A 25,593-nucleotide genomic window follows, 5' to 3' on the forward strand; every position below is an offset into this window, starting at 1 on the left:
CTATGAAACTGTGGTGGTCGAGATCCGGCCGGCTGGGCGCCGGGTCGGACTCTAACCCTGGCGCTGCTTGTGACGCGGGTTTTCGCAAATCACCATGACGTTTCCGTTACGGCGAATTACCTTGCACTTGTCACAGATCTTCTTGACGCTGGGCTTGACCTTCATGGTGATTCCTTGTGTTCGCTGTCTTCGTACCCACGGGATGCCGCGGGCCGTTACTTACAGCAGCCGTTACTTGTAGCGGTAAACGATCCGGCCGCGGGTCAGGTCGTACGGGCTCAACTCAACGATCACGCGGTCCTCGGGGAGGATGCGGATGTAGTGCTGACGCATCTTGCCCGAAATGTGGGCAAGAACACGGTGGCCGTTGGTCAATTCAACGCGAAACATCGCGTTGGGAAGAGCTTCGACTACTGCGCCCTCGATTTCGATGACACCGTCTTTTTTCGCCATAGCCTCACTGTCGCTCAATGCATTGGTTGCTGGTCATGCGTGGATTGTGATGTAAAGACACGCCGGATTCGACGGTGCAAGACACCAAGGATCAACTCTAAGGTATGAAGTTGCCTTATAGCAATTCTCTCCTATAATCCCCGGCCTCCCGACCCCTCTCCCCCACCGCGAAACCGCACTTGTGCGCGTTAAAACGCGTCCATAACGCGCACAAGTGCGGTTTCGCGGTGGGGGGAGGAGGGGAATTAGGGGATCGGGACGGGCGTGATGCCGAGCGGCTTCAGGCCGGATGCGCCGCCGTCTTCGGCGGTGAGCACCCAGATGCCGTCCTTGTGCACGGCAACGCTGTGCTCCCAGTGCGCGGCGGCCTTCAGGTCGCTCGTGGCGACCGTCCACTCGTCCTCGCGCACGAACGTTTCAATGGAGCCGAGCACCACCATCGGTTCGATCGCGACGACCAGGCCGGGCTTGACGTCCGGGCCCTTCTGGCGCACCCGGTAGTTGAACACCGGCGGAGTCTCGTGCATCGAGCGTCCGATGCCGTGGCCGACGTAGTCGGTCAGGATGCCGTAGCTGCCCTGCGACTCGACGTAGTCCTCGATGGCCTCGCCGACCTCGTTGAGGTGCCGGGCCACGGCCAGGCGGGCGATCCCGTGCCACAGCGACTGCTCGGTGACCCGGGACAGCTCCTCGCGCGCGGCGACGAGCTCCGGGCGGGACGGGTCGGGGATCACGAAGGTGAAGGCGGCATCGCCGTTCCAACCGTCGATGACGGCGCCGCTGTCGATCGAGACGATGTCGCCGGCGGCCAGGCGCCGTTCGGTCGGGATGCCGTGCACGACCTCTTCGTTGATCGACGCGCACACGGTGTGCCGGTAGCCGGGCTCCAGCTTGAAGTTGGAGGTGCCGCCGAGGGCGACGATCGCCGCCTCAGCGGCCGCGTCGAGCTCCAGCGTCGAGACGCCCGGCCGCATGACGGCCCGGGCCGCGACCAGCGACGCCGCGGTCGCGAGGCCCGGCGCGATCATGAGGCGCAGCTGCGCCGGCGTCTTGTAAATCGAGCGTCGGAGGCTCATCGGATTCCCCGCGAACCGGTCAGGATGCTTCGACCGGGCGAACGGCATGCAGCCCCCGCGCGGCGAGGCCGACCAGGATGCGGTCGGTCACCTCGTCCACGGGGCCAAGCCCGTCGACGGTGACGACGAGGCCGCGCGACCCGTAGACCTCGGTCAGCGGCGCGGTCTGCTGCTCGTAGATGTCCATCCGGTGACGGATCACCTCGACCGTGTCATCCGCCCTGCCCTGTTCGGCGGCCCGCTTGAGCAGCCGGGCGACGACCTCGTCGGTGTCGGCGACAATCTGGACGACCGCGTCGAGTGCCGTGCCGTCGGCGAGCAGAAGGCGATCGAGTTCGTGCACCTGCTCGGTCGTGCGCGGGTAGCCGTCGAGGAGGAATCCGCCGGCGGCGTCGACCTCCTGCAGGCGGTCGTGCACGATCGCGTTGGTCAGGGAGTCCGGCACGTACTCGCCGGCATCCATGAACTTCTTCGCTTCGAGGCCCAGTTCGGTGCCGTTCTTCAGGTTCGCCCGGAAGATGTCCCCGGTGGAGACGGCGGGAACATCGAACGCCTCGGCGAGGCGCGCGGCCTGGGTTCCCTTGCCGGCGCCCGGCGGGCCGATCAGGAGCAGTCGGGTCATCGGAGAAGCCCTTCATAGTGACGTTGCTGGAGCTGCGAGTCGATCTGCTTGACCGTCTCGAGGCCGACGCCGACGATGATCAGGATGCTCGCGCCGCCGAACGGGAAGTTCTGGTTGGCGCCGATCGCGACGAACGCGATGAGCGGTATGAGTGCGATCAACCCCAGGTAGATCGATCCGGGGAGGGTCACTCGCGTCAGCACGAAGTCGAGGTACTCGGCCGTCGGGCGCCCGGCACGGATGCCCGGGATGAACCCGCCGTACTTCTTCATGTTGTCGGCGACCTCTTCGGGGTTGAAGGTGATCGCGACGTAGAAGTAGGTGAACCCGACGATGAGCAGGAAGTACATGAGCATGTAGAGCGGGTGATCGCCCTTGGTCAGGTAGTTCGTGATCCAGACAACCCAGGCTGCGGGCTCCTGGCCGGCCGCCGGCTGATTGAACTGGGCGATCAGCGCCGGCAGGTAGAGCAGCGACGACGCGAAGATGATCGGGATCACGCCCGCCATGTTCACCTTGATCGGGATATACGTGTTGTTGCCGCCGTAGGTGCGCTTGCCGACCATCCGCTTGGCGTACTGCACCGGGACGCGACGTTGCGACTGCTCGACGAAGACCACGGCCGCGACGATCAGCAGGCCGATCGCAAGCACGATGAGCAGGATGTCGATGCCGCGCTGCTGGGCGATCGACAGGAGCGAGTTCGGGAACTGGGCTGCGATCGAGGTGAAGATGAGGATCGACATGCCGTTGCCGATGCCGCGCTCGGTCACCATCTCACCCATCCACATGATGACGCCGGTGCCGGCGGTCATCGTGAGGACCATCAGCATGATGGCGTACCAGGCGTCATTGGTGAGCAGCTGCGAGCACTCGGGGCTGCCCGACGTGCCGAACAGGGCGCCACTGCGGGCGACGGTGATCAGCGTGGTCGACTGGAGGATGGCCAGGGCGATCGTCAGGTAACGCGTGTACTGCGTCAGCGTGCCCTGGCCGGACGCACCCTCCTTGTAGAGGGTGTCGAAGTGGGGGATGACCACGCGCAGCAACTGCACGATGATCGAGGCCGTGATGTACGGCATGATCCCCAGGGCGAAGATGGAGAGTTGCAGCAGTGCGCCACCGCTGAACAGGTTGACGAGCTGGTAGAGGCCGCTGGCGTCCTGGTTGGCTGCGAGACAGGCCTGGACGTTCCCGAAATCCACAAAGGGGGTCGGGATGAACGAACCCAGGCGGTACACCGCAATGACGATCAGGGTGAACCCGATCTTCCTGCGAAGGTCCGGTGTGCGGAATATCCGCGCAATGGCGCTAAACAAAAGGCCTCCAGTTAAATGCGTTGATCGAGCTTGTCGAGATCCGCCACTAATTTCTTGGTGGGATCACTCAACAAGCTCGACCAGCGTCTACGGACTTACTTGATCGAGCCACCTGCTGCGACGATCTTCTGCTCTGCTGAGCCGGAGACCTTGTCGACTGCAACTGTCAGCTTAACCGCAATGTCCCCGTTACCGAGAACCTTGACCTTCTCATTGTCGCGAACGGCACCCTTGGCAACCAGGTCGGCGACGGTTACGTCCCCACCCTTCGGGTACAGCTCGGCCAGGCGCTCCAGGTTGACAACCTGGTACTCGACGCGGAACGGGTTCTTGAACCCGCGCAGCTTCGGGGTGCGCATGTGCAGGGGCATCTGCCCACCCTCGAAGCCGATACGCACCTTGTAGCGTGCCTTGGTGCCCTTGGTGCCACGACCCGCGGTCTTACCCTTGGATCCTTCACCACGGCCGACGCGCTGCTTGGCCTTCTTCGCACCGGGAGCCGGGCGAAGGTGGTGAACCTTCAGCACGTGCTCGCGGGTCTCGGTGGGCTCGGCGGCGGCCTTCTTCGGCGCGGCAGCCTTGGCCGGAGCCTTGGTTGCAGCAGCCGTCTCGGGCGCGGCGTCCTTGGCCGGAGCCTTGGCAGCCTTGGCCGGAGCCTTGGCGTCCTTGGCCGGAGCCTTGGCGGCGGCCTTCCTCGGCGCGGCAGCCTTGGCCGGAGCCTTGGCAGCAGCAGCCTTGGGGGCAGCCTTCTTCGCGGTGGCGGGCTTGTCGGCTGTCTTCTTGACAGCGTCCTTCTCGTCAGCCATTAGTCAATCTCCTCGACCTTCACAAGGTGAGCGACGGTGTTGACATAGCCACGGTTCTGCGAGTTGTCCTCGCGAATTACCACGGCGCCAATGCGTCGGAGACCCAGGCTGCGAAGCGTGTCGCGCTGGTTCTGCTTCTCACTAATTTTGGACTTGATCTGCGTCACTTTGAGGCGAGCCATCAGGCACCTGCCTTTGCTGCCGCTGCAGCAGCTGCTGCGTCGGCGTCGGCGCGCAGGAAGCGGGCCGGAGCCACATCTTCGTACGCGAGGCCACGACGAGCTGCGACTGCACGCGGCTCTTCGAGCTGGTGCAGCGCCTCGACCGTGGCGTGGACGATGTTGATGGTGTTCGACGAACCGAGCGACTTGCTCAGCACATCGTGGATGCCGGCGCATTCAAGCACGGCGCGAACCGGGCCACCGGCGATAACGCCGGTACCGGCAGCGGCGGGACGGAGCAGGACAACGCCTGCTGCTGCCTCGCCCTGCACCGGGTGCGGGATCGTCAGGCCGACGCGGGGAACGCGGAAGAAGTTCTTCTTCGCTTCCTCGACGCCCTTGGAGATCGCCGTCGGAACCTCGCGAGCCTTGCCGTAGCCAACGCCAACCAGGCCGTTGCCGTCACCGACGACAACGAGCGCGGTGAAGCTGAAGCGACGACCACCCTTGACCACCTTGGAAACGCGGTTGATGGTGACAACCCGCTCCAGGAACTGGCTCTTCTCGGCGTCGCGGCTGCCGCGGTCCTTGTTCGGGCTGCGCTCACGTCCGCCACGACGAGCCTCGCGGGGCTCGTTCTGGGGCGGAGTCGTTGATGCAGCGGTCTCCACTGGTGCCTCTGCAGCCACCACGGTCTCTTTTGTTGCTGTCTTAGCAGTTTCAGTGCTCACAGGTTCAATCCACCCTCTCGAGCTCCCTCGGCGATGGCCGCGACGCGACCCGCATACTTGCTGCCACCACGGTCGAATACGACGGCGTCGACACCGGCTGCCTTGGCGCGCTCGGCGACGAGTTCGCCGACCTTACGAGCCTTGGCGGTCTTGTCACCATCGAAGGTGCGCATGTCCGCTTCGAGCGTCGAAGCCGAAGCGAGGGTGAAACCCTTGCTGTCGTCAACGACCTGCACGAATACGTGGCGAGCCGAACGGGTGACGACGAGGCGCGGACGAACCGCGGTGCCCTCGATTTTCTTACGAAGACGTGCGTGCCTGCGTCCGCGGGCAGCCGACTTGCTTTTTCCTCTAGTTCCGAGACCCATGGTTACTTACCACTCTTTCCGGCCTTGCGGCGAACAATCTCGCCGGCGTAACGCACACCCTTGCCCTTGTAGGGCTCAGGCTTGCGAATCTTACGGATGTTGGCGGCAACCTCGCCGACGGCCTGCTTGTCGATGCCACCGACCGTGAGGCGGTTGACGCTGTCCACGGTGAGGGTGATGCCGGCGGGCGGTTCGATGAGGACCGGGTGCGAGAAGCCGAGGGCGAACTCAACTGAGGTGCCCTTCTGCGCAACGCGGTAACCGGTACCGACGATCTCGAGGCCCTTGGTGTAGCCCACGGTCACCCCGATGATCTGGTTGGCGATCAGGGTGCGGGTCAGTCCGTGCAGCGAACGCGAGTTGCGCTCGTCGTCGGGACGCGTGACGACAACCTGGCCGTCTTCGACCTTGACCTCGATGGGCTTGGCGACGGTGAGCGCGAGCTCACCCTTCGGGCCCTTGACGCTGACGGCCTGGCCGTCAGCCTCCACCGTGACCCCCGCGGGGATCTGGATGGGAACTCTTCCAATACGTGACATTGTCGGCTACCACACGTAAGCGAGAACTTCTCCGCCTACGCCCTTCTTCTCAGCCTGGCGGTCCGTGAGGAGTCCGCTGGACGTGGACAGGATGGCAACGCCGAGGCCGCCGAGAACCGTGGGGATCTCGGTCGACTTTGCGTACACGCGAAGGCCGGGCTTGGAAACCCGCTTGATGCCGACGATGGAACGCTCGCGGTTGGGGCCGAACTTGAGGTTCAGCGTGAGGGTCTGGCCTACCTTGGCATCCTTGACGTCCCAGGCGGAGATATAACCCTGGGCCTTGAGGATGTCAGCGATGTGCGCCTTGAGCTTGCTGTGCGGCATCGACACTGTGTCGTGGTACGCCGAGTTAGCGTTGCGCAGTCTGGTCAGCATGTCTGCGACCGGATCTGTCATTGTCATGTTGTGGTGCCTTTCTCGCCTGGTTTCGTGCACCCGTTACACGGATGACGACCTGTGGTGGTTGCGGGGCTGAACGGCTGTCCAGCCCCCGGGGGTAATACTGGCCCGTGTTACGGGGTGTTCTCGGCCGTCTTGAAGGGGAAGCCGAGCGCCTTGAGCAGCGCGCGTCCCTCTTCGTTGTTGCGGGCGGTCGTCACAACTGTGATGTCCATTCCGCGGATACGGTCAATCCGGTCCTGGTCGATCTCGTGGAACATTACCTGCTCGGTGAGACCGAAGGTGTAGTTACCGCTGCCGTCGAACTGCTTGTCCGAGAGGCCGCGGAAGTCACGGATACGGGGAAGCGCGAGGCTCAGCAGGCGGTCGAGGAATTCCCACATGCGGTCGCCACGAAGCGTGACGTGGGCGCCGATGGGCTGTCCCTCACGCAGCTTGAACTGCGCGATCGACTTGCGTGCCTTGGTGACCTGCGGCTTCTGGCCGGTGATCTTGGTGAGGTCGGCGACGGCGCCGTCCATGATCTTGCCGTCGCGGGCAGCCTCGCCGACACCCATGTTGACGACGATCTTCACCAGGTTCGGCACCTGGTGCACGTTGGTGAAACCGAGGTCCTTGGAGAGCTGGGCGGAGATCTCGTCGCGGTACTTCTGCTTGAGACGCGGCTGGATTTTGCCAGCTGCAACTGCTGTGTCAGTCATTACAGGTCCTTACCAGACTTCTTTGCGTAACGAACGCGGACCGTCTTGGTGACGCCGTCCTTCGTTACCTCTTCAATGCGAACTCCGACGCGAGTCGGCTTCTTGGACTCCGGGTCGACCAGGGCCACGTTGGACACGTGGATCGGGGCCTCCATGGTCTCGATGCCGCCGGTCTTGGTGCCGCGCTGGCTCTGGCCGACGCGGCTGTGCTTGGTGACGAAGTTGATGCCCTCAACGAGGACCCGGTTCTTCTCTACCTGCACTTCGAGGATGCGACCCTGCTTGCCTTTGTCGCCTCCGCGAGCCTGGCTGCGGCCGGTGATGACCTCAACGAGGTCACCCTTCTTGATTCTGGCCATGATTAAATAACCTCCGGTGCCAGCGAGATGATCTTCATGAACTTCTTGTCGCGAAGCTCGCGACCGACCGGTCCGAAGATGCGGGTGCCACGAGGGTCCCCGTCAGCCTTCAAGATCACTGCGGCGTTCTCATCGAACTTGATGTACGAACCGTCTGAACGACGGGTCTGCTTTTTGACTCGAACGATGACGGCTTTGACGACGTCACCCTTCTTGACGTTGCCGCCCGGGATGGCGTCCTTGACCGTGGCGACGATGACGTCACCGAGACCGGCGTAACGACGGCCTGAGCCGCCGAGCACGCGAATGGTCAACAGTTCCTTGGCACCCGTGTTGTCGGCAACCTTGAGTCGTGATTCCTGCTGAAGCACTTTCTAACTCCTTATGTCAAGCAAGCGCGAGGCTTACTTGGCCTTCTCGAGAATCTCGACCAGGCGGAAGCGCTTGGTGGCACTCAGCGGACGGGTCTCGCTGATCATGACCAGGTCGCCGACGCCGGCGATGTTCGCCTCGTCGTGCACCTTCAGCTTGGAGGTACGGCGGATGACCTTGCCGTACAGCGGGTGCTTCACGCGGTCTTCGACCTCAACGACGATGGTCTTGTCCATCTTGTCGCTGGTCACGAATCCGCGCATGGTCTTGCGGTAGCCGCGCTCGAGAGCCGTGGCCTCGGCTGCGACGACCTTCTCGTCTGACTTCGCCATGACTAGGCCTCCTTCGTCTCGACGGCCTCGGCTGCGACGTCATCCGTTACGGGTGCAGTCTCGGCCTTGGCCTTCTTGGTCGTCTTCTTCTCAGCCTTGGCCGGAGCCTCGACTGCGACGGGAGTGGCACGAATGCCCAGCTCGCGCTCACGGAGAACCGTGTAGATACGAGCGATGTCCCGCTTGACCGCGCGGAGGCGGCCGTGGCTTTCGAGCTGGCCGGTGGCCGACTGGAAGCGCAGGTTGAACAGCTCTTCCTTGGCCTTCTTCAGCTCGTCGAACAGCCGTTCGTTTTCAAAAGTGTCGAGCTCGTCTGAGGCGAGCTCCTTGGATCCGATCGCCATTATGCGTCGCCCTCCTCGCGCTTGATGATGCGTGCCTTGAGGGGCAGCTTGTGAATTGCGCGGGTGAGCGCTTCGCGAGCGACGGCGTCAGAGACACCGCTCAGCTCGAAGAGCACGCGACCCGGCTTGACGTTCGCAACCCACCACTCAACGGAACCCTTACCGGAACCCATGCGGGTTTCGGCCGGCTTCTTGGTGAGCGGACGGTCGGGGTAAATGTTGATCCATACCTTGCCGCCGCGCTTGATGTGACGCGTCATGGCGATACGAGCGGACTCGATCTGACGGTTGGTCACGTAAGCGGGGGTGATGGCCTGGATGCCGTATTCACCGAACGAAACGGTGGTGCCACCGGTTGCATGGCCGCTACGGCCGGGGTGGTGCTGCTTGCGGTGCTTGACTCTGCGTGGAATCAACATGGTTATGCCTCAACTCCTGCCGCTGCGGCCGGAGCCGCAGGTGCCTCTGCGCGGGGCGCACGGCGGGGACGGTCGTCGCCGCCGCGGCGCTCGGGGCGCGATGACTTTGCGCTTGCCTGCTCGCGGGCGAGTTCCTTGTTCGTGATGTCGCCCTTGTAGATCCAGACCTTCACGCCGATGCGGCCGAAGGTGGTCTTGGCTTCGTAGAAGCCGTAGTCGATGTTCGCGCGAAGCGTGTGCAGGGGCACGCGGCCTTCGCGGTAGAACTCCGACCGGCTCATCTCAGCGCCGCCGAGACGGCCCGACACCTGGATGCGAACACCCTTGGCGCCGGCACGCTGGGCGCCCTGCAGGCCCTTACGCATCGCGCGGCGGAAAGCCACACGAGCGGAGAGCTGCTCGGCAATACCCTGGGCGACGAGCTGGGCATCCTGCTCGGGGTTCTTGACCTCGAGGATGTTCAGCTGGATCTGCTTGGCGGTGAGCTTCTCGAGGTCGGAGCGGATGCGCTCGGCCTCGGCGCCACGGCGACCGATCACAATGCCCGGACGGGCGGTGTGAATGTCGACGCGGACGCGGTCACGGGTGCGCTCGATCTCGATGCGGGACACGCCCGCACGGTCGAGGCTCGTGCTCAGCAGACGACGGATCTTGACGTCTTCAGCAACGAAGTCGCTGTAACGCTGGCCCGGCTTCGTGCTGTCAGAGAACCAACGCGACACGTGGTCGGTCGTGATTCCCAGACGGAAGCCATAGGGATTTACTTTCTGACCCATTACTTCGTCCCCTCCTCAGGAGTGGTGAGCACAACCGTGATGTGGCTGGTGCGCTTCTTGATCTGGAATGCGCGGCCCTGTGCCCGTGCCTGGAAACGCTTGAGGGTGGTTCCCTCATCGACGTATGCCTGGCTGACGAACAGGTCCTGCTCGTCCAGGTAGGTGTTCGCGGCGTCTGCCTTGACCCTCGCGTTAGCGATGGCCGAAGCAACCAGCTTGTACACCGGGTCGCTTGCACCCTGCGGTGCGAACTTCAGAATGCCCAGGGCTTCCTGCGCCTGCTTGCCGCGGATCAGGTTGACAACGCGACGAGCCTTCTGGGGGGTAACGCGGATGTGACGCACGCGTGCGATCGACTCCACCATTTCTTCTCCTCCTTCACGTCCCCGCGTTAGCGGCGACGGCCCTTCTTGTCGTCCTTCACGTGTCCACGGAAGGTGCGGGTGGGAGCAAACTCGCCGAGTTTGTGCCCAACCATGGTCTCGGTGACGAACACCGGGATGTGCTTGCGCCCGTCGTGCACGGCGATGGTGTGTCCCAGCATGGCGGGGATGATCATCGAACGGCGCGACCAGGTCTTGATCACATTCTTGCTGGAGGCTTCATTCGCCCTGACAACCTTGCGAAGCAGGTGGTCGTCAACGAAGGGGCCCTTCTTAAGACTTCTTGGCATCGTCTACTCCTACTTACGCTTCTTGCCGACGGTACGGCGACGAACAATGAGCTTGTCGCTTTCCTTGTTGATGTGCCGGGTCCGGCCTTCCTTCTGGCCCCAGGGGCTCACAGGATGACGTCCACCGGAGGTCTTGCCCTCGCCACCACCGTGGGGGTGGTCGACCGGGTTCATGGCGACACCACGAACTGTGGGGCGAACGCCTTTCCAGCGCATGCGGCCGGCCTTGCCCCAGTTGATGTTCGACTGCTCGGCGTTGCCGACCTCGCCGATCGTGGCGCGGCAGCGGGCGTCGACGTTACGGATTTCTCCGGACGGCAGGCGCAGCTGGGCGTAGATGCCATCCTTCGCGACGAGGCGAACCGATGCGCCAGCGGAGCGGGCCATCTTGGCACCGCCGCCGGGGCGGAGTTCGATCGCGTGAATGATGGTACCGGTGGGGATGTTCTTCAGCGGCAGGTTGTTGCCGGGCTTGATGTCAGCACCGGCGCCCGACTCCACAATGTCGCCCTGGTTGAGCTTGTTCGGGGCGATGATGTAGCGCTTGGAACCATCCAGGAAGTGCAGCAACGCGATGCGTGCCGTACGGTTCGGGTCGTACTCGATGTGAGCGACCTTCGCGTTGACGCCATCTTTGTCATTGCGCTTGAAGTCGATCACGCGGTACTGGCGCTTGTGGCCACCACCGATGTGACGAGTAGTGATGCGTCCCTGGTTGTTGCGGCCACCGGTCTTCGACAGGGGGCGGAGCAACGACTTCTCGGGGGTCGAACGGGTGATCTCTGCGAAGTCCGCAACAGATGATCCGCGACGACCCGGGGTCGTGGGCTTGAACTTACGAATAGCCATTTCTTAGTCCTCTTGTCCGCGCCGCTTAGCCGACGGCCGTGAAGATGTCGATGGAGCCGGACTTCAGCGTGACGATGGCACGCTTCGTGTCCTTGCGCTTGCCGAGTCCGAACTTGGTGCGGCGAGTCTTGCCCTGACGGTTCAGGGTGTTGATCGACGCGACCTCGACCTTGAAGATCTTCTCGATAGCGAGCTTGATCTCGGTCTTGTTCGCGCGGGGGTCCACAACGAAGGTGTACTTGCCTTCATCGATCAGGCCGTAGCTCTTCTCAGAGACGACCGGAGCGATGATGACGTCGCGGGGGTCCTTCTGGATCTGGGTAGCCATTATGCGGACACCTCTTCCTTCTTGGTCTTGCTCTCCACGAACGCGTCGAACGCGCCCTTGGTGAAGACGATGTCGTCGCTGACGAGCACGTCATAGGCATTCAGCTGGTCCCACGAAAGAACGTGGACCGTCGGGACGTTGCGCACGCTGCGAAGCGTGAGCTCATCGGTGCGCTCCAGGACGACCAGCACGTGCTTGCTGGTGGCAATCTTGGTGAGCAGCTCGATGGCGCCCTTGGTGCTGGGCGTCTCGGCGCTGAAGAGCGCCGTGACGACGTGCAGGCGGTCACCGCGGGCGCGGTCCGAAAGCGATCCGCGCAGTGCTGCCGCGATCATCTTCTTGGGGGTGCGCTGCTCGTAGTTGCGCGGCGTCGGGCCGTGCACGATGCCACCACCGGTCATCTGAGGGGCGCGGATCGAGCCCTGACGAGCGCGACCGGTTCCCTTCTGCTTGAACGGCTTGCGCCCTGCACCGGAAACCTCGCCGCGACCCTTGGTCTTGTGCGTGCCCTGGCGTGCGGCAGCGAGCTGCGCGACAACGACCTGGTGAATGAGCGGAACGTTGGTCTGAACGTCGAAGATCTCGGCGGGCAGCTCAACGGTGCCGGCCTTCTGACCCTTCGCGTCAATGAGGTCAAGTGAGTTAGTCATAGTGACTACGCTCCCTTCACTGCGTTGCGGACGAATACGAGGCGGCCCTTGGCGCCGGGAACGGCACCCTTGACCAGCAGGAGGCCCTTCTCGGCGTCAACCGCGTGAACCTTGAGGTTCATGACGGTGACGCGCTCTCCACCCATACGACCGGCCATGCGCATGCCCTTGAAGACACGGCTCGGGGTCGAGGAAGCACCGATGGAACCGGGCTTGCGGTGGTTACGGTGTGAACCGTGCGAAGCGGAAACACCCTTGAAGTTGTGGCGCTTCATGACACCGGCGAAGCCCTTGCCCTTGCTGGTGCCCATGACATCGACCTTGGTGCCGGCAACGAAGACACCGTCAACGGTGAGTTCCTGGCCCAGGGTGTAGTCAGCGGCATCCGCGGTGCGGAGCTCGGTGAGGTGACGGCGCGGCGTGACGCCGGCCTTGTCGAAGTGGCCTGCGGCCGGCTTGTTCACCTTGCGCGGGTCGATGGCGCCTGCAGCGATCTGAACGCCGGCGTAGCCGTCGATCTCCTTGCTGCGGATCTGGGTCACAACGTTCGGCGAGATCTCGATGACGGTGACGGGTACGAGCTTGTTGTTCTCGTCCCACACCTGGGTCATGCCGAGCTTCTTGCCGAGCAGACCCTTGGTGGTCTTGGTATCGGAGTAAGACATACCGGCCCCTACAGCTTGATCTCGATGTTGACGTCTGCCGGGAGGTCGAGACGCATAAGCGAGTCGACGGCCTTCGGCGTCGGGTCAATGATGTCGATCAGACGCTTGTGGGTGCGCATTTCAAAGTGCTCCCGGCTGTCCTTGTACTTGTGAGGGGAACGGATGACACACACCACGTTCTTCTCGGTCGGAAGCGGCACGGGGCCGACGACGGTGGCACCCGCACGGGTGACTGTGTCGACGATCTTGCGCGCCGAGGTGTCGATGACCTCGTGGTCGTACGACTTAAGCCGAATGCGGATTTTCTGTCCCGCCATGTCGAACTCTCTCTCTGTCAAGGCTTCTTACATCCCGAAGGCTGCATTGGACGCCGTAGTAGCACTACTGCTGAAGCACCACTGTTCTTCTGTCAATTTCAGCTCACACCGAAGGATCGGTCTTCGCTAAGGCCAACTCCCGCGCACCGGCGAACCGGAGGGCGGACGTGGTTCTACCCACATCTTTTGGAGAGTTGATTCAAGCTGTGCTCTGCTACCCGCGGCCTAACCTGGACTCCCCTGGGGAGCGGTTATGCACTGCCTGGCAGTGATTCCAGCCGCTGCGCAGAACGCGGGCCGAAAGTGTTGAACTAGAAGAGTCTGCCACACGGTTGATGCTTTCTGCAACCCGGGCGTGTCGCTTTGGGCGTGTCCCTCTCGCCCAATGCCCGCCCGGGAGTCGCGCGACGACGGTGCGGGCGCGGGAACCCGCGCGCCGATGTGCATTCCTGCGAGTTTCTCCCGAATCTCGCGTTGCGCGGGTGGCGCGCCGCTGCGCGGGTGGCGCACGTCCCGCGCAGCGGCGTATTACCCGCGATTCAGCCGCGAAGGTCCGACCGGAAGCCCGAGCTGGAGCAAACGCGCCCGTAGCCGGTACTGATTCAGCCCGGTGGCGGTGTCCCAGCGTGTGAACGCACGTACCTGTCGCCGGATGCCGTCCTCCCGCAGCTTCTCCGCGTACACCACCTCGGCCGGCGTCCGCCCCCCGAGCATCACCGGGTCGAAGTATTTGCCTGCACCGTCGCACTCGCCGACGCAGTCGTAGTCCCGCCAGAAGAAGTCCGTTTCCACGGCTCGGCCGTCAACCTCGAAGCGATGCTGGAGTTCCGGGGCCGGGAATCCGCTCAGCGCGATGTTGACGCGGCTCCCCGATTCGCTGGAGGATCCGGACAGGTGGGTGCCGAAGTCGATGATTGCGCGCGCCCGAACGGATCCTCGGAAGGGAAGCATCCTTTCCCAGGTGTCAAATAGCTCCTCCCTGGTCGTCAAAGGGAGCACTCGGCCGAAGCGGTCGACTGCGAGCGCACGATCGACCGCCGCGACCGCCGACTTCAGATCCATGGTGGCGGCGAGATCGACGACCGTTCGCCCGACGGTCGTCAGGAGCACTCCATCGCGTTCGGTCACGTCTGCCTCGTGAATGCCCAATGCGTGCTTTCGAATCCCGGGATCAGACCGACCGCCGGCCGCGCGTTCGATCAGGAAGTGGACCTCCCGCGGCCATGGCACAAGAATCGGCAGCCCCCAGAGGACCGCGGCAGATTGATGGGATACCGGCAGGGAGCCCCTGCGGGCCAGCGCGGCACCGCGCACCCGAAGCTCGTACTGCTGGTCCGGCGTGAACTCCCGCCAGCGAGCAGCAACGATGTACTGCCCGCGGTAGAACCGATATAGGTGCCCACGCCCAGCCAGGCGACGCAGACGAAGGTCTTCGCCGAGGGCCCCGCTGAGGTCGGAGGCGAGCACGAGGCCGTCGGTGAGGGCGTCTGCGTCATTCGGCTCGAGCATCCGTTCAGTCTGTTCGACGGACACGCACGCCGAGTGGGTACGGCGCCAATCGGGTGGAGGATCCCCATGCGCGCCCACTGGGGAGGACTCCCGTCCGCCCGAGTTACGCGGGCGTTGCGCCCGTGCGCGGGCGGCGCAACGCCCGCGTAGCGGCGCACTACCCGCGCTCGGCCCGGCTGCCGCTATTCGTTGCCGACCTTCTTGTCGGCTGCGTCGCGGGCGCCCTCGATCTGTTCGTCGAACTTGCCGCCCGTGACCTTCTTGACGGCATCCGCTGTTCCGCCGAGCAGCTTGTCGCTGATGTCCTCGGCCTGCTGGCTGTTCAGCGCTTCCTTGACCTTGTTGTCGTCCAGGAATTCCTGGGCCTTCCTGGTGATGTCCTCGAGTCCCACGATCGCTCCTCCGGTGTCGGCCGCCCTGCGCGGCTCATCCCGTCAAAACTAGAACGACGCTGCGACCGGCGCAATGCCCCGACCCTTGGCACACAAGCCGGGCACGCAGCCGGGCACACAAAAAGGGGCCGGGCCCGAAGGCCCGACCCCTTTCGGATCGACTAGCTCAGCATGCGAGCCGGCAGAAGGTTGTTACTTGAGTACCTTGGTGACAGTTCCGGCGCCGACGGTGCGGCCACCTTCACGGATAGCAAAGCCGAGGCCCTCTTCCATGGCGATCGGCTGAATCAGCGTGACCGTCATGTCGGTGGTGTCGCCGGGCATGACCATCTCGGTGCCCTCGGGCAGCGTGATGACGCCGGTGACGTCCGTGGTGCGGAAGTAGAACTGCGGGCGGTAGTTGGCGTAGAACGGGTTGTGACGGCCACCCTCATCCTTTGACAGGATGTAGGCGGTGCCCTCGAACTCGGTGTGCGGCGTAACCGAACCCGGCTTGACGACGACCTGGCCGCGCTCGACGTCTTCGCGCTTGGTGCCACGAAGAAGAAGACCACAGTTCTCGCCGGCCCACGCCTCGTCGAGCTGCTTGTGGAACATCTCGATACCAGTGACCGTGGTCTTCTGCGTCGGGCGGATGCCGACGATCTCGACCTCGGAGTTGATCTTGAGGGTTCCACGCTCGGCGCGGCCGGTGACAACGGTTCCACGACCGGTGATCGTGAAGACGTCCTCGACGGGCATGAGGAACGGCTTGTCCTTGTCGCGGACGGGGTCCGGGATGAAGTCGTCGACAGCCTTCATGAGCTCAAGGATGTTCGCGGTCCACTTGGGGTCGCCCTCGAGCGCCTTGAGTGCAGAGACGCGCACGACGGGAGCGTTGTCCCCGTCGAAGCCCTGGGCGGAGAGGAGCTCGCGAACCTCGAGCTCAACGAGCTCAAGGATCTCTTCGTCATCGACCATGTCGGACTTGTTCAGCGCGACCATCAGGGACGGCACGCCGACCTGCTTGGCGAGAAGAACGTGCTCGCGGGTCTGAGCCATCGGGCCGTCAGTAGCGGCAACCACCAGGATTGCGCCGTCCATCTGAGCAGCACCGGTGATCATGTTCTTGATGTAGTCAGCGTGGCCCGGGGCGTCAACGTGTGCGTAGTGACGCTTCTCGGTCTCGTACTCAACATGCGAGATGTTGATCGTGATGCCGCGCTGGCGCTCTTCGGGAGCGGAGTCGATCGACGCGAAGTCGCGCTGAACGTTGGTCTTGGACGGATACGTGTCGGCAAGGACCTTTGAGATCGCTGCAGTCAGCGTGGTCTTTCCGTGGTCAACGTGACCGATCGTTCCGATGTTTACGTGCGGCTTGGTCCGCTCGAACTTGGCCTTGGCCACTGTAGGTCCTCCTCAGGATCCTCGTGCAGTCCACCGGCCGCTTTTCACGGCGACCGGTGACGCTGCTGGAGATGTGTCTACTTATGTTACTTGGGCCAGGCGGCCTAAGCGATTCGGCCCGAAGGCCAGGGGTTGGGCTATTCGCCCTTGTTCTTCTGGATGATCTCGTCGGCGACAGCCCTCGGGACCTCCGCATAGCTCTCGAAAGTCATCGAGTACACGGCGCGGCCGGAGGTCTTCGACCTCAGGTCACCGATGTATCCGAACATCTCCGAGAGGGGCACGTGGGCGCGAATTACCTTCACGCCCTGCGCGTCCTCCATGGTCTGGATCTGCCCGCGACGCGAGTTGAGGTCTCCGATGACGTCTCCCATGTATTCCTCAGGGGTACGCACCTCGACGGCCATCAACGGCTCGAGCAGAACGGGGTTTGCCTTGCGAACGGCTTCCTTGAAGCCCATCGATCCGGCAATCTTGAACGCCATCTCCGAGGAGTCGACGTCGTGAGCAGCACCGTCGAGCAGGCTCGCGCGGACGCCGACCATCGGGTAGCCGGCCAGGACGCCAACGTGCAGCGCGTCCTGGATACCAGCGTCGACCGACGGAATGTACTCGCGCGGGATGCGGCCGCCGGTGACCTTGTTCACGAACTCGTACGTCTTGTCGACGGTGATTTCCATCGGCTCGAGTGCGATCTGGATCTTCGCGAACTGGCCGGAACCACCGGTCTGCTTCTTGTGCGTGTAGTCGTGACGCTCAACCGACTTGCGGATGGTCTCACGGTAGGCAACCTGCGGCTTGCCGACGTTCGCCTCAACGTTGAATTCACGCTTCATGCGATCGACGAGGATGTCGAGGTGAAGTTCACCCATTCCCTTGATCACCGTCTGGCCAGTTTCCTGGTTCTGCTCGGTGCGGAAGGTGGGGTCTTCTTCGGCCAGCTTCTGGATCGCGAGACCCAGCTTTTCCTGGTCCTGCTTCGTCTTCGGCTCGATGGCAACCTCGATGACCGGCTCCGGGAACGTCATCGACTCGAGCACGACCTGTGAGTTCGGGTCGCACAGGGTGTCGCCCGTGGTCGTGTCCTTGAGGCCGATGACCGCGTAGATGTGACCGGCGGTCACGAAGGCCACCGGGTTCTCCTTGTTGGCGTGCATCTGGAAGATCTTGCCGATGCGCTCCTTCTTGCCCTTGGTCGAGTTGATGACCTGGGCTCCGGAGTCGAGGCGGCCGGAGTACACGCGCACGTAGGTCAGGCGACCGAAGAACGGGTGCACGGCAACCTTGAAGGCGAGAGCGGTGAACGGCTCGTCGGCATCCGGGTGACGCATGACGACCTTCTCTTCGTCGCGTGCGTCGTGCGCCTCAATGGCGGGCACGTCGAGCGGCGTCGGGAGGTAGTCAACGACTGCGTCGAGCATCGGCTGGACGCCGCGGTTCTTGAACGCGGAACCGCAGAGAACCGGGTAGATCTCGCTGTTGACGGTGAGCTTGCGGATGGCGCCCTTGATCTCGGCGACAGTCAGCTCTTCGCCGGCGAAGTAACGCTCCATGAGGTCATCGTCGGTTTCGGCGACGGTCTCGAGGAGGAGCTTGCGGTACTCGGCAGCCTTCTCAACGAGGTCGGCGGGGATCTCTTCGATGGCGTACTTGGCGCCCATCTCGACGTCACCCTTGGAGTCGCCGCGCCAGGTCAGTGCACGCATCTGGACGAGGTCGACAACACCCTCGAAGTTCGACTCTTCACCAATGGGCAGCTGGATGACCAGCGGCTTTGCGCCGAGGCGCTTGATGATCGTGTCGACCGTGAAGTAGAAGTCGGCGCCGAGCTTGTCCATCTTGTTGACGAAGCAAATGCGGGGCACGTCGTACTTGTCGGCCTGGCGCCAGACGGTCTCGGACTGGGGCTCAACGCCCTCCTTGCCGTCGAACACGGCGACGGCGCCGTCGAGGACGCGGAGCGAACGCTCCACCTCGACGGTGAAGTCAACGTGACCGGGGGTGTCAATGATGTTGATCTGGTTGTTGTCCCAGAAACACGTCGTCGCAGCAGACGTGATCGTGATGCCGCGCTCCTGCTCCTGCGCCATCCAGTCCATCGTCGAGGCGCCGTCGTGGGTCTCGCCGATCTTGTGGTTGACACCCGTGTAGAACAGGATGCGCTCGGTCGTGGTGGTCTTGCCGGCATCAATGTGCGCCATGATGCCAATATTGCGGACCTTGCTCAGGTCGGTCAGCACGTCAAGTGCCACGGGAGTCCTCCGGAAGTCTGTGGTTTGGTGGGGCTAAACAAGCACGGTGATCGAGCTTGTCGAGATCTGTGACCTCGACAAGCTCGATCATCGAAACGACTACCAGCGGTAGTGTGCGAAGGCCTTGTTCGCCTCAGCCATCTTGTGAGTGTCTTCGCGACGCTTCACCGCGGCGCCGAGGCCGTTGGATGCGTCGAGAATCTCGTTGGTGAGACGCTCGGTCATGGTCTTCTCGCGACGCGCCTTGGCGTAGCTGGTCAACCAGCGGAGGGCCAGGGTGTTGGCGCGGTGAGGCTTGACCTCAACCGGCACCTGGTACGTGGAGCCACCGACGCGGCGCGAACGCACCTCGAGGGTCGGGCGCACGTTGTCGAGTGCCTTCTTCAGCGTGACAACGGCATCCGCGTTGTTCTTGGCGGTGACTCCTTCGAGTGCGTCGTAAACGATGCGCTCGGCGAGCCCCTTCTTGCCGTCGAGGAGGATCTTGTTGACCAGCTGGCTGACGATGGGAGCACCGTAAACCGGGTCAGCGATAACGGGACGCTTGGGCGCTGGGCCTTTACGAGGCATTACTTCTTCTCCATCTTGGCGCCGTAACGGCTACGAGCCTGCTTGCGGTTCTTGACGGCCTGGGTGTCCAGTGCGCCGCGAACGATCTTGTAACGAACACCCGGGAGGTCCTTAACGCGACCGCCGCGGACGAGCACCATCGAGTGCTCCTGCAGGTTGTGACCCTCGCCTGGGATGTAGGCGGTGACCTCGGTACCGTTCGACAGCTTGACGCGGGCGACCTTGCGAAGAGCCGAGTTCGGCTTCTTCGGGGTGGTGGTGTAGACACGGGTGCAAACGCCGCGCTGCTGTGGGTTGGACTTCAGGGCGGGAGCCTTGGTCTTGGTGACCTTGGGGCTGCGGCCCTTTCTGACCAACTGCTGAATGGTGGGCACTAATTACTCCTTGATATAACTGCACGGTGACAGCTCATTGATGGCTAGCATTCGTTCCGCACGTCTCCGGGCGAATCGAGTTCATCTGGACCCACCAGCGCGCGGAACGTGTTTCCGCGATTCAGGTGGGTATGCCGTGGGGGCTGCTCGGAGAGCAAACCCTGAGTGCATGTTCTTGTCGACGGCATAGTTCAACCGCACGACAAAGCGCACACCCCAAAATACTAACCCGCGCCTGCCCACCCGGTCAAATGGATGCCGCTGATCGAGCTTGTCGAGATCCCGCTACCCGCTGCTCGGCCAGAGCGGCGAATCCAGCGCACTCTCCAGGTCGGCGAGCAGCGCCTTCACCTGCGGTTCGACGTACTCGGAGACCGCCCTGTGGATCCGTTCGCGGTGCTCGGCGAGTTCGGCGCAGACCCGCTTGCCCACGAGGATCGCGTAGTCGTCGGCGAGCTTCAGTTCGGCGCGGATGGCCGCCTTCTCCTCAAGTGAGAGCTGCGGGGGCGGTGGCTGAACGTCGACGGGTTCCTCGGCGTTGGCGAGTTCGCCGAAGGTGAAGAGGTACGGGGCATCCGGGGCTGCCGGCGGGTCGAGGTCGAGGCCCTTGAACTCGGGCTCGAGCCCCTCGGCCGGCCGGTATTCCGTGGAGGCCTTGCGAGCCTCATTGAGGCGGAGCTCCCGGCTGAGCAGCGGCAGGTTGCGGTCGGTGTACTCATCCACCGACGCATCGATCACGAGTTTCATGCGCATCGAGAGCGCGTGCTGCACCGCGTGAGGGACATCCGTGGCCAGGCCGGCGGCGGCGACAATCGGCGACCCGAAGCACTGCCGGCAGAGCCTGGCGCGGCCTCGGTGCGTGCCGGGGCGCCAGCGGGGAACCCAACGCAGCCAGTTGTCAACCTCGTGGCTGACGCGCGACTCGATGGACCCTTCCATGGATACTGAGGATACTCCCTACGGCTACTCGCCGCGGCGTTCCCACGGCCACAGCGGGCGACCGTTTTCGCCCACGCGGGCCGCGAGGATCCAGGAGTAGACGAGCACGACGATGAAGGCGAGGATGCCGGTCGCCGCGGCGTAGGGGCCGAGCAGCATCGATGACGCGAAGGTGAGCATATTGATCGACTGCCCCTCCCCTACCGCGTAGAGCACGGCGCCGGCGACAACGAAGGCGGCCACGGCGGCCAGGCCGGTGCCGACGGCGAATCCGACCGCGATCCGCTGCCGCTCCGGCGGCGTGTTCACGCCGAGCACGAGCAGGAGGATGAAGACGAGCAGCACGGCCGTTCCGGTCATGCCGGGCCCGACGAGGGGCCCGGCATCCGGCTGGGTGATGACATCCGTGTTGGTGGCCAGGCTGATCAGGCCGAAGGCGGCGACGACCAGCGCGAGGTAGAGCACCGCCGTGAAGACGGCGAGGATCGTCGCGTATTTCTGGTAGTCCCGCACAAGGCCGAGCTTAGGCCGAATGGGTGAGCTGCGGACCTTCGGCGAGCTGGCGCTCGTACTCGGCGCGGGTCTCGGCGTTGCGGGCGGTGACGGAGCGTCCGCTGCGCGCGATCCAGGCACCGGCCCAGATCGGCACCTCGCGGGCGATGACCGCCGCGGCGATGGCGAGCGGGTTCAGCCAGAGCGTGTTGACGAACCGCACGGCCTCATCCGGGGAGTAGTTCCACGCCTGCACGGTGAGCAGGGCTCCACCGATGTAGGAGAAGTACACGACGGCCGCGACCACGAAGCCGAAGAGCACGTAGGCCCACCAGCCGCCGCGGTTGACGAGGGCGACGAGCACCGCCAGGGCGATGAAGAAGAACAGGACCGGGATGTAGAACACGGGCCGGATGACGAACTCGGTGAACCGTGCGGTCGCTTCGGCTGCGCTGTCGACGTTGACGCCGACGACGATCATGGCGACGAGCGCGTAGAGGGCTGCGTAGACGACCGTTGCGAGCGCGGCAACGAGGACGCCGGTGGCGCGGTTGCCGCGGTTGCGCGGGGGTGTGGGGGCCTGCACGTAGATGGGCTGCTGGGTGGCCGTCTGGGTTGCGGCCGCAGCGGGGACGTACTCGGGGTGCTCGCCGCGCGGCGTGTATTCGGGGGCGGCGGGCGCTGTCGGGGCCGCTGCGGTATCGGATGCAGCTGCCGCGGTGCCGACCGTGGCGGCGGGCCGGTAGGCCTCGTGCGTGAGGGGCTGGTCCTCCGCGGTTTCGTTGCGGTAGTCGGACGTGGCCTCCGGCTCGGAGGCGGCGGCGTGCGAGCCCGTTCCGGTGTAGCCGTTCGGGTCGGTCTCGGTGGTGGCGTGGTGCTCATCGGAGTGCTGCTCGGTGGCGTGTTCTTCAGCAGACTCCGGGGAGTCGGCGGGCTCGCGAGCCTCGCCGGCGTCCGACGGGTTCTCGTCCCGGTTCTGGTCGTTCCGGTTGCCGTTGTTGGGCGTGGTGTCGCTCATGCTGCGCTCCTCGTGGCCTGGGCCGTAGTTCTCTGCAGCAACTGTAGCAACGCGCACGCCCCGATCAGCGGACTGCTGGGCGCGCGGCGCGCCTAACCCGTCTCGACCAGCGCATCCGCGGTCGGGTCGAGCAGCACGTAGACGAAGGCGGTGATCGTGCCGGTCACGTTGCCGGAGTCTTCTTCCTCCGAGGTCTTGAACGTGGTCACCATGACCAGTCGCTTGCCCTTCTGCAGCCCCGCGACAAAGGTGAGCACGTCGTCGTAGCGACCGTTGACCTCGAGCGAGATGGGTACAGCGACGAAGTTCTGCGCCGTCACCAGCGGATTCACGACCGGGGCAGGAACCGCGGCGGCCGCCGCCGCTTCTGCCGCGGCAGCTGCTGTAGCGGCCGCGTCGACAGGTGCCGCGGCTGCGGCATCGCCCGTAGCGGCGCCATCGGCCGGCGCAACCTCGGCGGCCGGGGCTGCGACGACGGGCACATACGGCTGGGCGTCGCTGACTGTGATCTGGGTGAGCGCGACCCTGTGCTTCTCGGCCATCGTGCCGAGCTGGCCGACGAACGCCGGCATGTCCGGCCCGCTGGGTACGGACTCCCGAAGGCCCGCGAGCTCGTCGCGGAGGTCGTCGATGCTCTCGAACTGTTCTTTGAGCGTCACCAACTGGGCCTCGAGATCGGTGTTCTGCGTCTCCACTGTCTCCTGCTGAGCTTTGGCCTCCCGCGCTTCGCTGAGCTTGGGCGAGATGCCGAGCATCCAGCCCAACACGGCGACGATGCCGATCAGAAGAACCGCTCCGAGCACCCACAACCTGTTCATATTCATGACTACTTCTCCTCGGTTTCGGCGAAGCGGTTGGAGTACGCGCCTTCATTGATGTGCAGGGTGAGGTCGACCTGGTACGCGCCCGTGTCGGAGCGCCTGATTGAGGTCGGCGAGCCATCTGCATAACCTGGCAGGGCTTTCATCTCCTCGAGCCAGTCGGGGACCGTCGGCAGGCCGGGGCTGGTCATCGTGATCATGATGGTGGCGATCCGCGCCGCTTGCAGGGGAACGGTCGGCTGCTCGAAGAGCACGAGCGGCGACGCCGCGCTGATGTCGACGGTGTCGATCGTCACGTCCGACGGCAGCACCCGGCGGATCTTCTCGAGATACGCTTTCCAGTCGACCTCGGTCGAGGCGCCCACCTGGCGTGCGGCCATCGACAGGTCGACGTCATCCTGCACCTGGCGCACCTCCACGAACTTGGCCTGCTCGGCCAGCAGTTCGGTCGTGCGCTGCTGCACGGAGGCGAGCTTCGCCTGGCTCGCGGCGGCCTGCCAGAACGCCACGCCCGCCCCGGCGGCCACGAGCACGACGATTGCGACGACGGCAAAGCCGAGGTTCCTGCGGAGGATCCTGCCGCGCTGCCTGTCCTTGACGATGGGAGGCAGCAGGTCGACCCGCGGCTCCCCGCCGATGATCAGTTCGTCGGTTGCGGATGTGCGGCTCATGCTTTACTCCCCAGCGCCAGGCCCAGCGCGACCAGGAATGCGCCCCTGGTCTGCGTCAAGGCAGTTGCGTCCACGCCGCGACCGAGGGCCACGGACCCGATCGATTCCGGAGCCACAACCGGAAGCCTCGTCATCTCCCCGAGCGCCTCGGCGAACCCGCCCAGTTGCGCTCCGCCGCCGGTGAGCACGATGCGGGTCACCGTGAGGTGGTCGCGTGTGTTGGTGAAATAGTTGACGGTGTTCCGCAGGCTGTTGAGCAGCTCGGTCGTGACCTCGCGGATGATCGTGACGGCCGCGTGGTGTTCGGGCAGGGCGCCCGCCGGGGAGAGGCCAAGGCTCCTCTTCATGGCCCCTGCCTGTTCGGCGTCGATGGCCAGACGAACGGTGAGCGCCTGGGTGAGGTCGTCGCCCCCGGTCGGGATCAGGCGCACGAACTGGGGCACGCCGGCGATCGTGATGACCACGCTCGTCGTTCCGGCGCCGACGTCGATCTGCACGACCGCTCCATCCGTGTTCTCGCCGCGGTGGATGGCGCGGCTGAGCGCGAACGGGATGAGGTCGACTTCGACGGGTGTCAGCCCGGCGAGCTCGGCTGCGAGCACATTGCCGAGCACCGCTTCTTTCACCGCCGCGATCAGCAGGCCATTGACCTGCGGGCCGTTCTCTCCGTCGCTCTCGGAGATCGGGTAGAAGTCGAGCAGCGCGTCGGAGACCGGAACGGGCAGCATGTCCTGCACCTGGAAGGGCAGCGCCTCGCGGATGTGCTTCATCGAGGCCTTGGGCACCGCGAGGTCCCGAGCGAGCACCCGGTGGTTGCCCATGCCGAGCACGACGTTTTTGCTCTTGAACCCCCCGGCTGACCATAACTGCTTGATGGCGGCCGCGACCGTATTCGGTTCGACGACCTCGCCGCGGCTGACGGCGCCGCCGGGCAGGGCCACCTCATGGAAGCGCACGAGCGTTGGCTTCGCCTTGCCGGCGTCGCTCACTTCTACGGCGCGCACCGCGGCGCTGCCGATGTCGATCCCTACGACGCTGGTCGTCATGGCTTCTCCCCCGCTAGTCGTGTCGTCATGCCAAACCAAAGAGTGACAGGTACCAAGTGGCGATCGTTTCGCCGCCGAAAATGCCCAGCCACGCTCCGGCCAGCATCCACGGGCCGAACGGAATACCGCTCTTCCGGTTTGCCCTGCGGGTGATGACAAGCACAAGACTAAAGACTCCGCCGAGCAGGAACGCGCTGAACGCGCCGACGGCGAGCGGAGCCCAGCCGAGCCAGCCGAGGTAGAGGCCGAGCAGCCCGGCCAGTTTCACGTCACCCAGGCCCATGCCGCCGGGGTAGATGAGCGCAAGCAACAGGTAGAGGCCGAACAGCGCCGCCCCGCCCGCAAGGGCGGTGAGCAGCCGCTCGGGCGTTCCCGCCAGGAGGGCGCCGCCGGTCAGCAGCACCGCCGCCACAGGGTACGCCGGCAGCACGATCCGGTTGGGCAGCGTGTGCGTGTCCAGGTCGATCATCGCGAGCGCCACGCTCACGGCAGCGAGATACAGAAAAGCGACCAGCGTTGCGGCGACCCCAGCGGTCGCGCTACCGGTGCTGGAGCTTGTCGACACCACGCCAGACAAGAGCCACCACGCAACGACCCCGAAGAACAGAGCAGTCCCCAGCTCCACCAGCGGATACCGCACCGAGATCCCCGCCGCACAGTCGCGGCACCTCCCGCGCAACAGCAGCCACGAAACCACCGGCACGTTGTCCCACGGTCGAATCCGGGCGCCACAACTGCCACACGCACTCGGCGGCGCGACAATCGAGCGCCCCGCAGGCAGACGGAAGATCACCACGTTCAGAAACGATCCGATGAGCGACCCGAAGACTCCGGCCACGCCAGCCAGTGCGCCAACCATCA

The 25,593-nt window shown here is 64.4% G+C and carries 38 protein-coding genes; all 38 read right to left on the minus strand.

Annotation, left to right across the window (positions count from 1 at the left end):
• Window positions 1-51 precede the first annotated feature (51 nt).
• The gene (gene rpmJ, locus BLQ39_RS05480) at window positions 52-165 is read right to left on the minus strand and encodes a 50S ribosomal protein L36 (protein WP_035834639.1); all 114 of its coding nucleotides are present in this window, start codon (window positions 163-165) and stop codon (window positions 52-54) included.
• A 66-nt stretch (window positions 166-231) separates the two neighbouring features.
• Complete coding sequence (gene infA / locus BLQ39_RS05485) at window positions 232-453, minus strand: translation initiation factor IF-1 (RefSeq protein ID WP_055811571.1); 222 nt, start codon at window positions 451-453, stop codon at window positions 232-234.
• Between the two features lie 245 nt (window positions 454-698).
• The gene (map, locus tag BLQ39_RS05490) at window positions 699-1,529 is read right to left on the minus strand and encodes a type I methionyl aminopeptidase (protein ID WP_092322348.1); all 831 of its coding nucleotides are present in this window, start codon (window positions 1,527-1,529) and stop codon (window positions 699-701) included.
• A gap of 19 nt (window positions 1,530-1,548) precedes the next feature.
• Entirely contained in the window at window positions 1,549-2,151 is a 603-nt protein-coding gene (locus tag BLQ39_RS05495; RefSeq protein WP_092322350.1) for an adenylate kinase, read from the minus strand.
• Window positions 2,148-3,470 (minus strand): preprotein translocase subunit SecY, encoded by a 1,323-nt coding sequence (gene secY, locus BLQ39_RS05500; protein ID WP_092322351.1) that lies wholly within the window; start codon window positions 3,468-3,470, stop codon window positions 2,148-2,150. Before secY ends, BLQ39_RS05495 begins: the two co-directional genes overlap by 4 nt.
• Window positions 3,471-3,565: 95 nt before the next feature.
• Window positions 3,566-4,276 (minus strand): 50S ribosomal protein L15, encoded by a 711-nt coding sequence (rplO, locus tag BLQ39_RS15970; RefSeq protein WP_092322353.1) that lies wholly within the window; start codon window positions 4,274-4,276, stop codon window positions 3,566-3,568.
• Window positions 4,276-4,458: a 50S ribosomal protein L30 gene (rpmD, locus tag BLQ39_RS05510; RefSeq protein ID WP_174774754.1), complete on the minus strand. Its 183-nt coding sequence runs from the start codon at window positions 4,456-4,458 to the stop codon at window positions 4,276-4,278. Before rpmD ends, rplO begins: the two co-directional genes overlap by 1 nt.
• The gene (rpsE, locus tag BLQ39_RS05515; protein WP_092322354.1) at window positions 4,458-5,129 is read right to left on the minus strand and encodes a 30S ribosomal protein S5; all 672 of its coding nucleotides are present in this window, start codon (window positions 5,127-5,129) and stop codon (window positions 4,458-4,460) included. Before rpsE ends, rpmD begins: the two co-directional genes overlap by 1 nt.
• Before the next feature lie 35 nt (window positions 5,130-5,164).
• A complete protein-coding gene (gene rplR, locus BLQ39_RS05520) occupies window positions 5,165-5,536 on the minus strand; it encodes a 50S ribosomal protein L18 (RefSeq protein ID WP_092322356.1) in 372 nt (123 codons plus the stop codon).
• 2 nt (window positions 5,537-5,538) lie between these two features.
• The gene (rplF, locus tag BLQ39_RS05525) at window positions 5,539-6,075 is read right to left on the minus strand and encodes a 50S ribosomal protein L6 (protein WP_092322357.1); all 537 of its coding nucleotides are present in this window, start codon (window positions 6,073-6,075) and stop codon (window positions 5,539-5,541) included.
• Between the two features lie 6 nt (window positions 6,076-6,081).
• The gene (gene rpsH, locus BLQ39_RS05530) at window positions 6,082-6,480 is read right to left on the minus strand and encodes a 30S ribosomal protein S8 (RefSeq protein ID WP_092322359.1); all 399 of its coding nucleotides are present in this window, start codon (window positions 6,478-6,480) and stop codon (window positions 6,082-6,084) included.
• Window positions 6,481-6,590: 110 nt separating this feature from the next.
• Window positions 6,591-7,178 carry a 50S ribosomal protein L5 gene (gene rplE / locus BLQ39_RS05535; protein WP_092322360.1) on the minus strand — a complete coding sequence of 196 codons (588 nt, stop codon included), beginning with the start codon at window positions 7,176-7,178 and terminating at the stop codon, window positions 6,591-6,593.
• A complete protein-coding gene (gene rplX / locus BLQ39_RS05540; RefSeq protein WP_092322362.1) occupies window positions 7,178-7,537 on the minus strand; it encodes a 50S ribosomal protein L24 in 360 nt (119 codons plus the stop codon). The genes rplE and rplX overlap by 1 nt, the downstream gene beginning before the upstream one ends.
• Before the next feature lie 2 nt (window positions 7,538-7,539).
• Complete coding sequence (gene rplN, locus BLQ39_RS05545; RefSeq protein WP_092322364.1) at window positions 7,540-7,908, minus strand: 50S ribosomal protein L14; 369 nt, start codon at window positions 7,906-7,908, stop codon at window positions 7,540-7,542.
• Between the two features lie 33 nt (window positions 7,909-7,941).
• Window positions 7,942-8,241, minus strand: coding sequence for a 30S ribosomal protein S17 (rpsQ, locus tag BLQ39_RS05550; protein ID WP_092322365.1), 300 nt, complete (start codon window positions 8,239-8,241; stop codon window positions 7,942-7,944).
• A 2-nt stretch (window positions 8,242-8,243) separates the two neighbouring features.
• Window positions 8,244-8,585 carry a 50S ribosomal protein L29 gene (gene rpmC, locus BLQ39_RS16210; protein ID WP_092322367.1) on the minus strand — a complete coding sequence of 114 codons (342 nt, stop codon included), beginning with the start codon at window positions 8,583-8,585 and terminating at the stop codon, window positions 8,244-8,246.
• Window positions 8,585-9,004, minus strand: a complete 420-nt coding sequence (rplP, locus tag BLQ39_RS05560; protein ID WP_092322369.1) for a 50S ribosomal protein L16 — start codon at window positions 9,002-9,004, stop codon at window positions 8,585-8,587. Before rplP ends, rpmC begins: the two co-directional genes overlap by 1 nt.
• A 2-nt stretch (window positions 9,005-9,006) precedes the next feature.
• The gene (gene rpsC, locus BLQ39_RS05565) at window positions 9,007-9,780 is read right to left on the minus strand and encodes a 30S ribosomal protein S3 (RefSeq protein WP_092322370.1); all 774 of its coding nucleotides are present in this window, start codon (window positions 9,778-9,780) and stop codon (window positions 9,007-9,009) included.
• Window positions 9,780-10,145, minus strand: a complete 366-nt coding sequence (gene rplV / locus BLQ39_RS05570) for a 50S ribosomal protein L22 (protein WP_092322372.1) — start codon at window positions 10,143-10,145, stop codon at window positions 9,780-9,782. Before rplV ends, rpsC begins: the two co-directional genes overlap by 1 nt.
• Before the next feature lie 26 nt (window positions 10,146-10,171).
• Window positions 10,172-10,453, minus strand: coding sequence for a 30S ribosomal protein S19 (rpsS, locus tag BLQ39_RS05575; RefSeq protein ID WP_092322373.1), 282 nt, complete (start codon window positions 10,451-10,453; stop codon window positions 10,172-10,174).
• Window positions 10,454-10,462: 9 nt separating this feature from the next.
• Window positions 10,463-11,302 carry a 50S ribosomal protein L2 gene (rplB, locus tag BLQ39_RS05580; protein ID WP_092322374.1) on the minus strand — a complete coding sequence of 280 codons (840 nt, stop codon included), beginning with the start codon at window positions 11,300-11,302 and terminating at the stop codon, window positions 10,463-10,465.
• Window positions 11,303-11,327: 25 nt separating this feature from the next.
• Entirely contained in the window at window positions 11,328-11,630 is a 303-nt protein-coding gene (gene rplW, locus BLQ39_RS05585; protein WP_092322375.1) for a 50S ribosomal protein L23, read from the minus strand.
• Window positions 11,630-12,280: a 50S ribosomal protein L4 gene (gene rplD, locus BLQ39_RS05590; RefSeq protein ID WP_092322376.1), complete on the minus strand. Its 651-nt coding sequence runs from the start codon at window positions 12,278-12,280 to the stop codon at window positions 11,630-11,632. The genes rplW and rplD overlap by 1 nt, the downstream gene beginning before the upstream one ends.
• 5 nt (window positions 12,281-12,285) lie before the next feature.
• Window positions 12,286-12,945 carry a 50S ribosomal protein L3 gene (rplC, locus tag BLQ39_RS05595; RefSeq protein WP_092322377.1) on the minus strand — a complete coding sequence of 220 codons (660 nt, stop codon included), beginning with the start codon at window positions 12,943-12,945 and terminating at the stop codon, window positions 12,286-12,288.
• An 8-nt stretch (window positions 12,946-12,953) separates the two neighbouring features.
• Window positions 12,954-13,262, minus strand: a complete 309-nt coding sequence (gene rpsJ / locus BLQ39_RS05600; protein WP_005050520.1) for a 30S ribosomal protein S10 — start codon at window positions 13,260-13,262, stop codon at window positions 12,954-12,956.
• Window positions 13,263-13,790: 528 nt separating this feature from the next.
• The gene (locus tag BLQ39_RS05605) at window positions 13,791-14,771 is read right to left on the minus strand and encodes a hypothetical protein (protein ID WP_092322379.1); all 981 of its coding nucleotides are present in this window, start codon (window positions 14,769-14,771) and stop codon (window positions 13,791-13,793) included.
• 182 nt (window positions 14,772-14,953) lie between these two features.
• Window positions 14,954-15,163: an antitoxin gene (locus BLQ39_RS05610; protein ID WP_241977134.1), complete on the minus strand. Its 210-nt coding sequence runs from the start codon at window positions 15,161-15,163 to the stop codon at window positions 14,954-14,956.
• 192 nt (window positions 15,164-15,355) lie between these two features.
• On the minus strand, window positions 15,356-16,549 hold the full coding sequence (gene tuf / locus BLQ39_RS05615; protein ID WP_092322382.1) for an elongation factor Tu: 1,194 nt from the start codon (window positions 16,547-16,549) through the stop codon (window positions 15,356-15,358).
• Between the two features lie 137 nt (window positions 16,550-16,686).
• Window positions 16,687-18,801, minus strand: a complete 2,115-nt coding sequence (gene fusA / locus BLQ39_RS05620; protein ID WP_092322383.1) for an elongation factor G — start codon at window positions 18,799-18,801, stop codon at window positions 16,687-16,689.
• Between the two features lie 99 nt (window positions 18,802-18,900).
• Window positions 18,901-19,371 carry a 30S ribosomal protein S7 gene (gene rpsG / locus BLQ39_RS05625; protein WP_092322384.1) on the minus strand — a complete coding sequence of 157 codons (471 nt, stop codon included), beginning with the start codon at window positions 19,369-19,371 and terminating at the stop codon, window positions 18,901-18,903.
• On the minus strand, window positions 19,371-19,745 hold the full coding sequence (rpsL, locus tag BLQ39_RS05630) for a 30S ribosomal protein S12 (protein ID WP_055811472.1): 375 nt from the start codon (window positions 19,743-19,745) through the stop codon (window positions 19,371-19,373). The genes rpsG and rpsL overlap by 1 nt, the downstream gene beginning before the upstream one ends.
• Window positions 19,746-20,030: 285 nt before the next feature.
• Window positions 20,031-20,684 (minus strand): spermidine/putrescine ABC transporter substrate-binding protein, encoded by a 654-nt coding sequence (locus tag BLQ39_RS05635; protein WP_092322387.1) that lies wholly within the window; start codon window positions 20,682-20,684, stop codon window positions 20,031-20,033.
• Window positions 20,685-20,708: 24 nt separating this feature from the next.
• Window positions 20,709-21,197: a DUF6121 family protein gene (locus BLQ39_RS05640; RefSeq protein WP_092322389.1), complete on the minus strand. Its 489-nt coding sequence runs from the start codon at window positions 21,195-21,197 to the stop codon at window positions 20,709-20,711.
• A gap of 10 nt (window positions 21,198-21,207) precedes the next feature.
• Entirely contained in the window at window positions 21,208-22,194 is a 987-nt protein-coding gene (locus BLQ39_RS05645; protein WP_092322390.1) for an acyltransferase family protein, read from the minus strand.
• Between the two features lie 92 nt (window positions 22,195-22,286).
• Window positions 22,287-23,018 (minus strand): type IV pilus inner membrane component PilO, encoded by a 732-nt coding sequence (locus BLQ39_RS05650; RefSeq protein WP_092322392.1) that lies wholly within the window; start codon window positions 23,016-23,018, stop codon window positions 22,287-22,289.
• A gap of 2 nt (window positions 23,019-23,020) precedes the next feature.
• Window positions 23,021-23,686 (minus strand): hypothetical protein, encoded by a 666-nt coding sequence (locus tag BLQ39_RS05655; protein ID WP_092322393.1) that lies wholly within the window; start codon window positions 23,684-23,686, stop codon window positions 23,021-23,023.
• A complete protein-coding gene (pilM, locus tag BLQ39_RS05660; protein ID WP_092322395.1) occupies window positions 23,683-24,732 on the minus strand; it encodes a type IV pilus assembly protein PilM in 1,050 nt (349 codons plus the stop codon). The genes BLQ39_RS05655 and pilM overlap by 4 nt, the downstream gene beginning before the upstream one ends.
• A 25-nt stretch (window positions 24,733-24,757) precedes the next feature.
• The gene (locus tag BLQ39_RS05665; RefSeq protein ID WP_092322396.1) at window positions 24,758-25,591 is read right to left on the minus strand and encodes a prepilin peptidase; all 834 of its coding nucleotides are present in this window, start codon (window positions 25,589-25,591) and stop codon (window positions 24,758-24,760) included.
• Window positions 25,592-25,593 lie beyond the last annotated feature (2 nt).

The organism is Cryobacterium psychrotolerans (genome assembly GCF_900101115.1).
Classification (GTDB): Bacteria; Actinomycetota; Actinomycetes; order Actinomycetales; family Microbacteriaceae; genus Cryobacterium; species Cryobacterium psychrotolerans.